This window comes from Tatumella sp. JGM91 (genome assembly GCF_018257575.1).
Classification (GTDB): Bacteria; Pseudomonadota; Gammaproteobacteria; order Enterobacterales; family Enterobacteriaceae; genus Tatumella; species Tatumella punctata.
Genome location: NZ_JAERJP010000001.1, coordinates 1 through 13,429 on the forward strand (window position 1 = coordinate 1; position 13,429 = coordinate 13,429).

The 13,429-nt window shown below is 49.7% G+C and carries 13 protein-coding genes; 3 read left to right on the top strand and 10 right to left on the bottom strand.

Going from position 1 to position 13,429, the window contains the following annotated elements:
• Nucleotides 1-82 precede the first annotated feature (82 nt).
• Together yajL and panE are read right to left on the bottom strand one after the other, a co-directional pair.
• Nucleotides 83-688 carry a protein deglycase YajL gene (gene yajL, locus JK198_RS00005; RefSeq protein WP_212707927.1) on the bottom strand — a complete coding sequence of 202 codons (606 nt, stop codon included), beginning with the start codon at nt 686-688 and terminating at the stop codon, nt 83-85.
• Nucleotides 645-1,562 carry a 2-dehydropantoate 2-reductase gene (gene panE, locus JK198_RS00010; protein WP_212709853.1) on the bottom strand — a complete coding sequence of 306 codons (918 nt, stop codon included), beginning with the start codon at nt 1,560-1,562 and terminating at the stop codon, nt 645-647. Before panE ends, yajL begins: the two co-directional genes overlap by 44 nt.
• A 130-nt stretch (nt 1,563-1,692) precedes the next feature.
• Here panE and JK198_RS00015 point away from each other — a divergent pair, with 130 nt between their 5' ends.
• Complete coding sequence (locus JK198_RS00015; RefSeq protein WP_212709854.1) at nt 1,693-2,184, top strand: YajQ family cyclic di-GMP-binding protein; 492 nt, start codon at nt 1,693-1,695, stop codon at nt 2,182-2,184.
• A gap of 77 nt (nt 2,185-2,261) precedes the next feature.
• Here the strand turns inward: JK198_RS00015 and JK198_RS00020 are convergent, their stop codons facing one another.
• From JK198_RS00020 to JK198_RS00055, 8 genes are all read right to left on the bottom strand, one after another.
• Nucleotides 2,262-3,638 carry an MFS transporter gene (locus tag JK198_RS00020; RefSeq protein WP_212707930.1) on the bottom strand — a complete coding sequence of 459 codons (1,377 nt, stop codon included), beginning with the start codon at nt 3,636-3,638 and terminating at the stop codon, nt 2,262-2,264.
• A gap of 136 nt (nt 3,639-3,774) precedes the next feature.
• Nucleotides 3,775-4,665 carry a heme o synthase gene (cyoE, locus tag JK198_RS00025; protein ID WP_212707931.1) on the bottom strand — a complete coding sequence of 297 codons (891 nt, stop codon included), beginning with the start codon at nt 4,663-4,665 and terminating at the stop codon, nt 3,775-3,777.
• A 14-nt stretch (nt 4,666-4,679) separates the two neighbouring features.
• Nucleotides 4,680-5,009 (bottom strand): cytochrome o ubiquinol oxidase subunit IV, encoded by a 330-nt coding sequence (locus JK198_RS00030; protein WP_212707932.1) that lies wholly within the window; start codon nt 5,007-5,009, stop codon nt 4,680-4,682.
• Nucleotides 5,009-5,623, bottom strand: coding sequence for a cytochrome o ubiquinol oxidase subunit III (locus JK198_RS00035; protein ID WP_212707933.1), 615 nt, complete (start codon nt 5,621-5,623; stop codon nt 5,009-5,011). The genes JK198_RS00030 and JK198_RS00035 overlap by 1 nt, the downstream gene beginning before the upstream one ends.
• Nucleotides 5,623-7,605, bottom strand: coding sequence for a cytochrome o ubiquinol oxidase subunit I (gene cyoB / locus JK198_RS00040; protein ID WP_212707934.1), 1,983 nt, complete (start codon nt 7,603-7,605; stop codon nt 5,623-5,625). The genes JK198_RS00035 and cyoB overlap by 1 nt, the downstream gene beginning before the upstream one ends.
• Before the next feature lie 4 nt (nt 7,606-7,609).
• Entirely contained in the window at nt 7,610-8,536 is a 927-nt protein-coding gene (gene cyoA / locus JK198_RS00045) for a cytochrome o ubiquinol oxidase subunit II (RefSeq protein WP_212707935.1), read from the bottom strand.
• 388 nt (nt 8,537-8,924) lie between these two features.
• Nucleotides 8,925-10,394: a muropeptide MFS transporter AmpG gene (gene ampG / locus JK198_RS00050; protein ID WP_212707936.1), complete on the bottom strand. Its 1,470-nt coding sequence runs from the start codon at nt 10,392-10,394 to the stop codon at nt 8,925-8,927.
• A gap of 45 nt (nt 10,395-10,439) precedes the next feature.
• Entirely contained in the window at nt 10,440-11,018 is a 579-nt protein-coding gene (locus tag JK198_RS00055; RefSeq protein WP_212707937.1) for a lipoprotein, read from the bottom strand.
• Between the two features lie 271 nt (nt 11,019-11,289).
• Here JK198_RS00055 and bolA point away from each other — a divergent pair, with 271 nt between their 5' ends.
• Together bolA and tig are read left to right on the top strand one after the other, a co-directional pair.
• The gene (gene bolA, locus JK198_RS00060; RefSeq protein ID WP_212707938.1) at nt 11,290-11,604 is read left to right on the top strand and encodes a transcriptional regulator BolA; all 315 of its coding nucleotides are present in this window, start codon (nt 11,290-11,292) and stop codon (nt 11,602-11,604) included.
• A gap of 294 nt (nt 11,605-11,898) precedes the next feature.
• Nucleotides 11,899-13,203 (top strand): trigger factor, encoded by a 1,305-nt coding sequence (tig, locus tag JK198_RS00065; protein WP_212707939.1) that lies wholly within the window; start codon nt 11,899-11,901, stop codon nt 13,201-13,203.
• Nucleotides 13,204-13,429: the final 226 nt, after the last annotated feature.

Genomic DNA, 13,429 nt, shown 5'->3' on the forward strand with positions numbered 1-13,429 from the left:
TTAGTGTTTTGGCGAATACAAAACTAACCACTTTTACCGCCGTTTTCTATTAATTCACGCTAAGGTGCGATGAACCTTTTTATTAGCTGCCGGTTTCCTGATAATTATAGATACCGGGGGCCAATACCAGTGGCTCAGCAACTGCCCTGGCGGTGTCATGTCCCGCCAGCAAATCAATTAATTTCAGCGCAAAATCTATCGAGGTGCCCGGCCCCTGGCTGGTCAGCAGGTTAACCCGTGGATCCCAGACAACCCGGCGCTCCATCCATTGTTGCGAAGGGATTAATGACTGTAGTCCGGGGAAACCGGTCATGTTTCCGACGGGGAAAAGGTTGTGGGCTGCCAGCACTTTGCCCGGGGCGGCACAGATGGCGGCAACGATTCTGCCGGTCACATGAAACTGACGTACGGTTTCAATTAATAGCAGGCTGTCACTGAAAGTTTCAGCACCCCGATCGCCGCCCGGCAGAACCAGTGCGTCGAAAGGCTGGTCTGCGACCGACACCAGTGTGGTATCGCATTGCAGACGGACTCCCCGCGAACAGATCATCAGTGTTTCGCCGTCACTTTCCACACTGGCTGTGGTGACCTGAATCCCGGCCCTGACCAGCAGATCGATAACCGTTACGGCTTCTGTTTCTTCACTACCATGTGCCAGGCATACCAGCACTGATTTGGGTGTGCCCATGGGCAGACTCCTTAGATTTTACAAGTTGATATAAGGTCCGGTGCGCCGGGAGAGCAATGCCGAATTCCGTGGCCTTACGCAACAGATAACCGGTGATATAGTTAATTTCGGTGCTGCGGCCTGCCTGGATATCCTGCAGCATCGACGAGTAATTTCCGGCGCTGTGTTCTGCTACATGAATCACGTTACTTTGTAATTGCTGTGCATCGGCGTGCAGATTTGCTCTGGCCATCACTGCCGCCAGTTCTTCACAGAGCTGGCGGATCTCGTCCTGATGCTGTAACAGCCCGCCGTTCCTGCAATTATATTTAATGGTTAGCGGGTTAATAACGCAATTTATCGCCAGTTTCTGCCAGCATGCAGGCAGAATATCATTGTGCCAGGCGACATCCGGTAATGCAGTATGCATCAGGTCAGCTAACGGGCTGAGCTGGCTTTCATTACGTGCCACGGGGCCGATATGGGTAATACCGTGGGAGACATGAATAACCTGTCCGCGGCTCCGGTACGACGAGTGAGTGGTGATAGCCCGTAATACGGGCTGACTGAGTGCCGGTAATTCGTCAATAACCCCCATACCATTATGCATCAGCACGATAGTGCACTGGGCCGGCAGCCGCGGCAGCAGCTGCTGAATCGCATTTGAAATCTGTGCGGCTTTCAGGGTGACCAGCAGCAGTTCTGTTTCGGCTAACAAGGCCGGGTTATTGGCCGGAAAAATATGGCGGTATACTTCACCTTCAGGGCTGGTGATATGGACGGTGGTATGGGGATGGGCCACACGTAACCAGCCTTGTACCTGATGCCCCTGACGGCTCAGGGCGGAAAGCCAGATTTGTCCTAAGGCACCGCAGCCCAGTACGGTTATATTCATGGTTACTCCAGGGTGTCAGCAGCGGTAAACCGTTTTTTAGCCAGCGAATGCCCTTTTCTGAAGCGGGGCATTTTTTTACCGCGTCAATCTGCGTATTATGCATGGCAAACCAGAGTCAGGAGAAGTAAAGATGCCATCTTTCGATATTGTTTCTGAAGTAGAACTTCAGGAAGTGCGTAATGCGGTGGAAAACGCCAGCCGTGAACTATCCACCCGTTTTGATTTTCGTAACGTTATTGCCAGCATTGAATTAAATGAAAAGAACGAAACCATTAAGGTCAGTTCTGAGTCTGATTTCCAGGTAAAACAGCTGGTCGATATTCTGCGTGAAAAACTGCTGAAGCGCGGCATTGAAGGCGCTGCACTGGAAGTACTGGACGAGATAGAACATAGCGGAAAAAGCTGGACAACAGAGGCCAAACTGAAAAAAGGTATTGAGTCGGATGTGGCGAAAAAAATCGTCAAGCTGATCAAAGACAGTAAACTGAAAGTTCAGACCCAGATCCAGGGCGAATCACTGCGCGTGACGGGAAAATCACGTGATGATCTGCAAGGGGCAATGAATCTGGTACGTAACGGCAATCTGGGGCAGCCGTTTCAGTTTAAAAACTTTCGCGATTAATCGATAGCAGTCATAAAAAAAGCGCGACCCTTCCGGCGTCGCGCTTTTTTTTGCCTGTCGGCTGACAGGGCAGGGCATTAAGCGGGCTGCGGCTGATAGTCTGCAACCAGGGTTTCCAGCGCCTCGCGGCTGGTTACTTTGCTGTCAATTTTCACATAAATGCTGTTTTCTGCCGGTACCATCATCACCGAAGAGACTCCCGGCACCGCCGCCAGTTTTTTTTCCAGTCCTGCGGCATGTTGTAAATTACCGGACACCAGACGCAGGCTACTGACGTAGGGGGGCTCTTGCATGGTCAGGCTGACCAGCAGCCAGACAACGGCCAGCAACGTGCCTGCCAGGAATACGGTTTGAGCATCAATATGGCCAAAAATCCAGCCACCGAGGCTACCGCCAATCGCAACCCCGATAAACTGGCTGGTGGAGTAGACGCCCATTGCCGTGCCTTTATAGCCGGCCGGTGATTCCTTACTGATCAATGAGGGGAGAATGGCTTCCATCAGGTTAAAGGCAAAGAAAAATACCTGTACTCCGACAACCAGGGTCCAGAAGTGGGTGCCTGCGCCCCACAGAATAATTTCGGCGATCACCAGTAGCGCAACACAGCTGACAAAGACCGCCTTCATCTTACGTTTTGCTTCGGCAATGATAATAAAAGGCAATACGGCGACAAAGGAAATCAGCATGGTGGCCAGGTAGACTTTCCAGTGCTCTGACGGAGGCAGACCGGCATTTTCGAATTGTCCCGGCAGTGCTACAAAACTCGACATCAGCAGAATATGCAGGCACAGGATACCGAAGTTCAGTTTCAGCAGGCGCGAACTGCCAAGGACTTTTCTGAAACTGCCTTTAACCATCCCCGACTCGCGGTTAAGCATATGGCCGGTGGCAGAAGGGACTATCAGTAAAGTAATAACGATACCCGCTGCCGCAAGGATAGCTATCATCCAGAACAGCGCATGTAATCCCAGTAAATGGGTGACTACCGGGCCGACGACCATCGCAATAGCAAAGGTGATGCCGAAGCTGATACCGATAAAAGCCATCGCTTTGGTACGATTTTGTTCGCGGGTTAAATCTGATAACAGGGCCATAACCGCGGCGGCGATTGCTCCGGAACCTTGTAAGGCACGGCCGAGGATGATGCCCCAGATTGAACTGCTGAGGGCCGCAATTATACTGCCGAGGACAAACAATAATAAACCACCGACAATTAATGGCTTACGGCCAATACGGTCTGACAGCAAACCGAAAGGGATCTGGAAGACTGCCTGAGCTAAGCCATAGATACCAATCGCCAGACCTATAAGTGTTTCTGATGCTCCCTGCAGGGCCATCCCGTAAGTGGTCAGCACTGGCAGAACCATAAACATTCCAAGCATTCTAAGGGAAAACACCGTGCCAAGGCCCCATGTCGCTCTTAATTCGAGGGGCGTCATTTTATTATCGTTCATTAAAACCTCTTTTCATTTCCTGACGCTATAGTAAGGGGCGAAGCCTGACGGGTAAAATAATAGTTCTTAACCAGAGGTAACAAAAAAGAAAAAAGGCGCGAGATTCGCGCCTTTTTTGCCTCGGGTCCGAGGGGGGTTACCACACGTAAGTCAGTAAATCTTTCGATGCCGGGGTCATAAAATCGACAGACATCATAACGCTAAGGGCTGTGATAGCGACAATCGAAAATACAAACAGCTTACGTGCCCAGACACGATCGTCATTACTGCTTTTATAGCCGGTCAGGGCCATTCCCAGCCACCAGACGCTGACTGCTGCGGCAACTACCAGATATTTATAGCCTGCATACCCCCCGAGAGACAGCATCAGGGTCGCAATCATAAACGCCAGAATATATAAGGTGATATGATTTTTCGCCACCGAGATACCTTTCACGACCGGCAGTACCGGAATATTTGCCGCCTGATAATCTTTAAAACGGTAGATGGCAATCGCATAGGAGTGGGGCATCTGCCATAAACTAAAGATAGCGAGCAAAATAAGGGCACCGGCATCAAACTCATTACTTACGGCACAATAACCGATCACCGGAGGCGCAGCCCCCGACAGGCTGCCGATTAATGTACCGTACACCGAGTGACGCTTCATATACAGGCTGTAGATGCCGACGTATACAATGAAACCAGCCACTGACAACCACATAGCCAGTGGGTTGGCGCCAAAGTACAGCAACGCAAAGCCAGCAATACCTAATAAGGTTGCATAAACCAGACTGGTTTTCGCGGAAATGAGCCCTTTTACCAGCACCCGGTTCCTGGTTCTCTCCATTTTTCGGTCTATGTCGCGGTCAATCACGTTGTTAAACACGCAACCTGATGCAACCACCAGTGATACACCGGCCAGTGATATGAGAAACAGGGTGTAATTAATGCTGCCTTTCGAGGCCAGCAGAAAACCCCCTATCACAGAAATTAAATTTCCGAAAATAATTCCTGGTTTTGTAACTTGCAGGTATTGCTTAATCATTACGGTTAACTCTGTTAGTGGGGCATCATGTTGTAGTTAAGGTTCCACATGATCCACAGTGAGCCAACAACAACAATCAAAATGATGACTGCTGAGAAGACCAGTGCTACCAGGTTCCATCCGCCTTCTGACTTACGGTCCAGATGCAGGAAGTACACCAGGTGAACCACTATCTGTACCACGGCACAGATAACGACCACTGCCAGAATAGTGTTCTTCGCAGCACCGCCATCCATCACCATCCAGAAGGGGATAGCCGTCAGGATGACAGAAAGAATGAAGCCGATAACATATGACTTCACACTCCCGTGAGATGCGCCATGTTCGGTTACTGAATGGTTCATTACATGGCCCCCATCAGATAGACAATGGTAAATACACAAATCCATACCACATCCAGGAAGTGCCAGAACAGGCTCAGGCACATGATACGGGTACGGTTTGTCGCCGTCAGACCACGGGTTCCTACCTGGAACATCAGGACCAGCATCCAAATCAGACCACAGGTCACGTGCAGACCATGAGTACCGACTAAGGTAAAGAATGCTGACAGGAAGCCACTGCGCTGCGGGCCCCAGCCTTCTGCAATCAGGTTATGGAACTCGTTAATTTCCATACCGATAAATCCGAGACCAAACAGGAACGTCAGCAACAGCCAGCCCAGTACGGCGCCTTTACTGTTGCGGTTCATGCCAATCACGGAAAAACCATAAGTAATAGAGCTCAACAGCAGTAAGGCTGTTTCACCCAGTACATAAGGCAGTTCAAAAAAGTCTTTACCTGAAGGGCCGCCAGCCGTGCTGTGGACCATGACCGCATACGTCGCAAACAAGGTTGCAAAGATAATGCAGTCACTCATCAGGTAGATCCAGAAACCAAAAACTTTATTGGCTCCTGCATCGTGATGCCCATGGTCCCCATGGGCGTCGTGGTGTTTAGTGAGAGTTTCAGAAGACATTATTTCACACCCGCTTTGCTAAGTTCTTCAAAGTGCCGGTTTTCGATCCGCTCAATTTCTTCAACAGAGACATAGTAATCCACGTCTTCGTCGAAACTTTTGCCGATCCACAATGCAATCATCGCCAGGAAAGACAGGCCAGCCAGCCACCAGATCCACCAGATCATTGCAAAACCGAAGATGGTTGCAAACAGGGCGATCACGACCGGAATACCACTGTTTTTCGGCATATGAATTTCTTCATAATGGGCCGGTTTTTTATAAGCTTCACCGCGTTCTTTCATTTCCCAGAAAGCATCACGTTCATGCACCTCCGGAATCACGGCAAAGTTATAGAATGGCGGAGGAGAAGAGCATGCCCAGTCCAGGGTACGGCCACCCCATACATCACCGGTCAGATCCCGGTTTTGTTCACGGTCACGGACCGATACCCAGAACATAATGACCTGACAAAGGATCCCGATAGCAATCAGACCGGCACCACAGGCCGCAACAACCAGCAGCGGGTGGAACTGAGGATCAATATTCTGGCTCAGACGGCGGGTCATCCCCATAAAGCCCAGAGCATACAGCGGCATAAAGGCAACGAAGAAACCGATAATCCAGAACCAGAAGGCACGTTTACCCCAGGTTTCATTCAGAGTGAAGCCAAAGGCTTTCGGGAACCAGTAACTGACACCTGCCATACAACCGAAGACCACACCACCGATAATAACGTTATGGAAGTGCGCAATCAGGAACAGGCTGTTATGCAGGACGAAGTCGGCACCGGGAACTGCTAACAGTACCCCGGTCATACCACCGACCGAGAAGGTGACGATAAAGCCAACGGTCCACAGCATCGGTGCCGTCATCTGAATGCGGCCCTGATACATAGTGAACAACCAGTTAAAGATTTTAACCCCGGTAGGAATGGCGATAATCATCGTCATAATACCGAAGAAGGCGTTAACGTTGGCCCCGGCACCCATTGTAAAGAAGTGGTGCAGCCAGACGATAAACGACAGAACGGTAATCGCAACGGTTGCCCACACCATAGAGGTGTAACCAAACATGCGTTTTTTGGCGAAGGTCGCAGTAACTTCCGAGAACACACCAAACACCGGCAGCACCAGAATATACACTTCCGGATGGCCCCAGACCCAGATCAGGTTGACGTACATCATCATGTTGCCACCCATTTCGTTGGTAAAGAAATGGAAGCCCAGATAGCGGTCAAGGGTCAGCAGTGCCAGAGTGACGGTTAATACCGGGAACGCTGCAATGATCAGTACGTTAGTACATAACGAAGCCCAGGTGAAAATAGGCATTTTGAACATTGTCATACCCGGGGCACGCATCTTCAGAATAGTGACGAAGAAGTTAATCCCGGTCAGGGTAGTACCAATCCCTGACAGCTGCAGGCTCCATATCCAGTAATCAACCCCGACCCCCGGACTGTACTCTGCACCTGACAATGGCGGATAAGCCAGCCAGCCGGTCTGAGCAAATTCACCCACACCCAGTGACAGGTTAACCAGCACCACACCGATAGCGGTAAACCAGAAGCTGAGGTTATTGAGGAACGGGAAGGCAACGTCACGTGCACCAATCTGTAACGGAACGGCGATGTTCATCAGACCGACCACGAACGGCATCGCGACGAAGAAAATCATAATCACGCCGTGGGCGGTAAAGATTTGGTCGTAGTGATGAGGCGGCAGAAAGCCTGCTTCCCCGGCAGAGGCCAGCACCTGCTGGCTACGCATCATGATAGCATCGGCAAAACCACGCAACAGCATGACGAAAGCCAGAATGATATACATGATACCGAGTTTCTTATGGTCCACAGAGGTAATCCACTCAGACCACAGATACTTCCACTTACCGAAGTAAGTGATGGCGGCCAGAAGAGCAACACCGCCAATGATAATCGCAGCGCAGGTGACCATGACGATAGGTACGTCCAGTGGTATCGCTGCTAAGCTTAATTTTCCTAACATGCTGTTATTCCCCTGCTCCGGCGGAAGCTGCGTGATCCATGTTCATGCCCTGATGGGAGGACATGTCCATTTTCCCGTCATGTGTCATAAACTTATCAACGACCTGCCTGAACAGATCAGGATTAGCTGTTGAGAAGTACTCCACCGGGTTGTTTTCACTTGGTGCAGCCAGTTTATTGAAGTCATCCATAGTGGTCAGAGTGGCAGGTGCTGCTTTCACTTTGTCGACCCACTGCCGGAATTCCGCATCGTCTTTGGTCGCAATGGCTTTAAATTTCATGCCAGAGAAACCGCGACCACTGAAGTTAGAAGAAATACCGTCAAAAATACCTGGTTCATTCGCAATCAGGTGCAGTCGGGTCTGCATACCTGCCATAGCGTAGATCTGGCTGCCAAGGGTAGGAATAAAGAAGGAGTTCATGACCGAGTTTGAGGTGATTTTGAAACTGACCGGTGTATTTGCCGGGAAGGCAATCTGGTTAACCGTTGCAATTCCTTGCTCAGGGTAGATAAACAACCATTTCCAGTCGAGGGCAATAACGTCAATTTCAACAGGTTTTACATCGGAAGCAATGGGTTTACTTGGCTCGAGAGCGTGGGTTGATTTCCATGTCAACACACCAAGGAAGATGATGATGAGGATTGGAATTGTCCAAACGACAGCTTCAATCTTATTAGAGTGCGACCAGTTAGGTGAATATTTAGCATTCGTATTGGATGCCCGATACTTCCAGGCAAATACGATAGCCATTAAGACTGCCGGGATGACGACCACTAACATTAAGCCAAAGGCTGTCAAAATCAGTGAGCGTTGCTCCAGTGCAATCTGACCTTTAGGATTTAACAATGCACTATCACAGCCACTAAGCAAAATAGCACCGGTGATAAGTGACAAAATCCCCAAACTTTTATTGTATTTCCTGAGTCTCATTTAACGACCTCAATGACAAAGGGCTTATTGTCGTTTAAGTGTGGCGGCATTTTACGGCAAGGTTTATAAACTGTAAACCATATTGAATTTATGTCAGTAAGTTGTGGCTACATATTGCAAGGAATTTAACAAGTGTGGTGGGGGCATTGAAATGATCAAGGACATCAAAGGATTGGCTTAATATAACCAGACGACAATAACCCCGTAGTTAATGTTCTTTATTGCTATAAGTATCGATATTAATTATCAATTATTTAACACTTTACCTATTTATTTTAACAATAGGTGCTTTTATCGCACCGTATAAAAGCACCGGTATGTACAATTAATAAGCAATCCTGTTTTGTGTGAACAAAGAAAAAACTAAACCGTTAATTATCGCTGATCATTAAATGTCTTTTTTCAGACTCAGGCAGTCCAGTACGACTCCGAGAATGACTGCCAGGCTAATCACCACCATGCCAGCTTCAAACAAGGGAACATCGCGGACGTTACCCGGAAGCCAGCCTGAAGCACCAGATATAAGTGTAGACAACCAGACCAAAAGTACCAGGCAACCGGAAACAAAGAGGCGGAATGCCCAGCGATAGGCGAGAGGAAAACAGCGTCGCGGGGCGAACTGCCCGGCGACTGTCGGCATCAGATTATTGCGACTTATCAGTAGCAGCAGTAACCCCGGCAGTCCTGCGGCGACAGTAAAGGCATAGAATCCGGGCCAGCCCCAGAGTTCGACCAGCCAGCCGGCAGCAGGGCCGACATAAACGCGGCCGACAGCAGACAGGGCAGACAGCAGCGCAAACTGGGTGGCAGAAAAAGAGCTATTGCATAAGGCCATTAACAGGGCCACAAAAGCAGCCGTCCCCATACCACCACACAGGTTCTCGATAAATACTGCGCTGGCCATACTCCATAAATGCACATCAGTGATTGTCAGTAACCAGTAAGCCAGGTTTGACAGGGTCTGTAATATACCGAACCACATTAGTGCGCGAAACAGGCTGAGTTTTTGCATCACCACTCCGCCATACAGGGCACCGACAATGGTAGCCAGTAAGCCGAGAGTCTTATTCACCAGCCCGACGTCGCCGGCATTAAATCCCAGACCGCGGATCAGAAAGGTGGTGGTCAGGGCTCCGGCAAAGGCATCACCCAGTTTATACAGGATAATCAGTGTAATCATCAGCCAGGCATTATTACGGCTAAAGAAATCCAGCAACGGCGCGACTACGGCCTGGCGCAGGGTCAGTGGCCTGACAGCCGGGCCGGCCGGTTCCCTGGCAAGTAATGTGCCTGCAATGCCGGGCAGCATAAGTGCAGCCATCAGCCAGTAAGTGGCATGCCAGCCCAGATAACGATCTGCCAGCCAGAGAGCCAGCCCGCCGGAAACCAGCATCGCCAGCCGGTAACCCAGCACGGTGATGGCTGCACCGCTGCCGCGCTGTTCGGCCGGCAGGACATCGGTTTTCCAGGCATCGAACACAATATCCTGCGAGGCCGAACAAAAGGCGACGATCACTGCCAGTAATGCCAGCAGCGTCAGGTGTCCTGACGGCTGAAGAAAGCCAAGGCAGGCGATAGCCACAATCAGGGCACACTGGGTAAGTAACAGCCATCCCCTGCGGCGTCCGAGCAGCGGCGGGGAGTAGCGATCCATAAAGGGGGACCAGAGGAATTTAAATACATAGGCCTGGCCAACCAGAGAGAAAATACCGATGGTTTTTAAATCGATATTTTCAACCGTCATCCAGGCCTGAAGTGTACCCGATGTCAGGGCCAGAGGCAGGCCCGATGAAAACCCGAGTAACAGCAGAACGGCAAAGTTGCGCTGAGTGAAGATTTTTAAATAGTCTGAACGCATGGCATCCTGGCTGCACGAAGAAAATTCATGCAGCCATCATAACATTCAGTGCGAGTTTTGTTTAATGAACTGGTTAATGCTGGTGTCGCGGGACATATCAGTAATCACATCACTCAGGGTCTGGTTAACCGCCTGAGTAATTTTGTCGTTAGTTGCGCTGAACGGACCTTCAATACTGTAGGTCTGGCGGTAGGTTTTTATCTGTTTATTGCCATTTTTCGCGGTGGCGGTAATAGAAATGTCCGCACTGGTGGTAATACTGTAACGCAGATTCCCCTGAGAGACGTTAGCGTACAGTTTGTTAACCACGATCTGCAAGTCAACAGCACCGTCAGGGCCGATCATATAACCGCGGGCAGTCATCTGCTTTTCAAGCACTTCCTGTAACAGGAAGCGCAGATCACGTGACGGTGTCAGGGTGACCAGCTGGTTATCGCGGGTCACCTGAGCCAGTGCCTGGCTGGTACGTTGATCGGCACCATTAATACTGATAGTCACACCCATCAGGGCCGGATCCTGCTGCGGCAGAGTCATTGTCGGGGTAACATCCAGGGTGTTGCTGCTGGTGGCACATCCGGCAAGGGCCAATACCGCCAGTAAAGGAAAGACTGCTCTTCTTAACATACAAATTTTCTCATCACATGATAACAACAGTCAGCCGGAGGGGCTGCTGTCAGGGAATTTTTTGGCGACACCAGCAGGTATTCGCTGGCTGACTTATAAAAGTCTCTGGATTTCAGCTGCTGACTCATCCATAGTCCGCTGATCGCGCGAAGCTATCATGCGCAATTGGTTATAAAATAGCACGTTTTTTTTGCGCTCTGGCGCAGTGATAATGAAAACACACTACTATTGATCATAAGGGCAGTGCGCTTGCCAGCCAGGAGTGTCAGAAATGATCCGTGAACAGATTGAAGACAAGTTACGTAATGAATTTCAGCCTCTGCATCTCGAAGTGCAGGATGAAAGCTATCGTCATAATGTACCGGCCGGTGCCGAAAGTCACTTTAAAGTCGTGATAGTGTCCGACCGCTTTGAAGGGTTGCGTTTTCTGGCCCGCCATCGTGCTATCTACGGGATTCTGGCTGACGAACTTGCCGGTCCGGTACATGCACTGGCATTACATACTTATACTGCCAGTGAATGGCAGGGGCTACAGGATACTGTACCGGCCTCCCCTGATTGTCGCGGGGCCGGATTACAGGCCTGACGGCGGGCTATCCGGCAGGTATTTATACGGCCGAAAGGCCGTTTTTTTGAAAAAAAAGCCACTGACAGGCAAAAACCCGCAATATCACAGGTGTCGTCTGCGTGTGGCTTCTCGACTCATTCAACCGATGTCGCTATAATGCTGCGTCTATTTTTCCGGAATGTCTTCGGGACGCTTCTGGTAACAGGGATCGGAGTTTTCTTCACGGAAGCCGTCCCGGTTGTTAGATAGTGCGTATTTTATAATGCGTGATGTCTGAAGTTGACCGAGCACGTGATTTTTTGAGGTAACAAGATGCAAGTTTCAGTTGAAACCACACAGGGCCTTGGCCGTCGCATTACCATCACAGTCGCTGCTGACAGCATTGAGACTGCGGTAAAGAAAGAACTGGTAGAAGTATCTAAGAAAGTCCGTATCGATGGTTTCCGTAAAGGCAAAGTGCCTAAGAACATCATTGAACAGCGTTACGGTGCATCCGTGCGTCAGGATGTACTGGGCGAGCTGATGTCACGCAACTTTGTTGATGCGATCATCAAAGAAAAAATCAATCCGGCGGGCGCACCTAAATATGTACCGGGTGAATACAAGCCGGGTGAAGACTTCACTTACTCTGTAGAGTTTGAAGTGTATCCGGAAGTTGAACTGAAAGGTCTGGACACTATCGAGGTTGAGAAACCACTGGTAGAAGTGAAAGACGAAGACGTTGATACCATGCTGGATACCCTGCGCAAGCAGCAGGCTGACTGGAAAGAAACGGATGCTGCCGCGACTGCTGAAGATCGCGTCACTATCGATTTCTCTGGTTCAGTTGACGGGGAAGAGTTTGAAGGCGGTAAATCGTCTGACTTCGTTCTGGCAATGGGCCAGGGCCGTATGATCCCGGGCTTCGAAGAAGGTCTGGTTGGTCATAAAGCCGGTGAAGAATTCACCATCGACGTGAAATTCCCTGAAGAATATCACGCTGAAACTCTGAAAGGTAAAGAGGCTAAATTTGCGATTGTTCTGAAAAAAGTAGAACAGCGTGAACTGCCTGAATTTACCGAAGAGTTCGTCAAGCGTTTTGGCGTTGCTGATGGCTCTGTTGCCGGTCTGCGTACCGAAGTTCGTAAGAACATGGAACGCGAACTGAAAGGCGCAGTGCGTAATAACATCAAAACTCAGGCGATTGATGGTCTGGTGAATGCTAACGATATCGAGGTGCCTGCGGCACTGATCGACAGCGAGATTGATGTTCTGCGTCGTCAGGCAGCCCAGCGTTTTGGCGGTGATGAAAAACAGGCACTGGAATTACCTCGTGAACTGTTTGAAGAACAAGCGAAACGCCGTGTTGTTGTTGGTTTACTGCTGGGTGAAGTTATCCGTACCAGTGAATTAAAAGCTGACGAAGACCGCGTTAAAGGCCTGATCGAAGAAATGGCATCTGCTTATGAAGATCCTCAGGAAGTGATCGAATTCTACAGCAAAAACAATGAGCTGATGAATAACATGCGCAATGTTGCACTGGAAGAGCAGGCGGTTGACGTATTGCTTGAAAAAGCAAAAGTTACCGAAAAAGCGGCTAACTTCCACGACCTGATGAACCAGGGCCAGACTGCATAAGTCTGACTTAACGGTTCTCAGGTGAAGCCCGTGATCAGATTGGTCACGGGCTTTTTTACTTTTATAGCTAAAACTCCGTAACCCGCAGTGCTTTTTGTCGGTATTTCAGAGATTAACCGGCAGATTATCGGGTAATCTCTGGTGTAATATTCGCGAATTATCAAAAGATTGTTATGCTTGAAATATCGGTAGTTACCCCCATATACAGGGGAGTGTAAGATGAGAC